Origin of the sequence: Corallococcus sp. AB038B (assembly GCF_003668955.1) — a bacterium.
Classification (GTDB): Bacteria; Myxococcota; Myxococcia; order Myxococcales; family Myxococcaceae; genus Corallococcus; species Corallococcus exiguus.
In genome coordinates, this window is record NZ_RAWO01000398.1 from 1 (window position 1) to 385 (window position 385).

Below are 385 nucleotides of genomic sequence, written 5' to 3' on the forward strand. Positions count from 1 at the left end.
TCCCATCGCGAGCTTCCCGCCTCACGACGGGCGCCTCGGTGGCGCTCAGCTTGCGCGTCTCATGCGCGCGGGGCGAGGGCGCCGGGAGGTACACCACACCGGGAGGCTCCAGCCCACAGGCGTTCACTTCTTCTTCTTGAACAGGGGCAGGGGCCTGGGCCCCCGCGAGTGACGACGTCAACAGGAAGGCCAGCAGCACGCCACCTGGACGCGCCCGGAAGAAGTTGGTGCTCATGGCGAGTGACCTTACCTATTCACATCTCCACGGCAATCGAACCCGTGAGTGCTAGCCTGCCCGCCCCTTCAGCTTCCGATGACCGTACCTGCCCGGCCACCTCCCCACTTCCCTCCTCGTCGCGGCTCGGGGCTCTTCGCCTCGTTCGGC

At 67.5% G+C, this 385-nt stretch carries 1 protein-coding gene; it reads right to left on the reverse strand.

Translation table 11 applies throughout. The features are described from left to right. A partial coding sequence (locus D7Y04_RS43680) for a hypothetical protein (protein ID WP_147477400.1) occupies positions 1–235 on the reverse strand: 235 nt, incomplete at its 3' end. Positions 236–385: the final 150 nt, after the last annotated feature.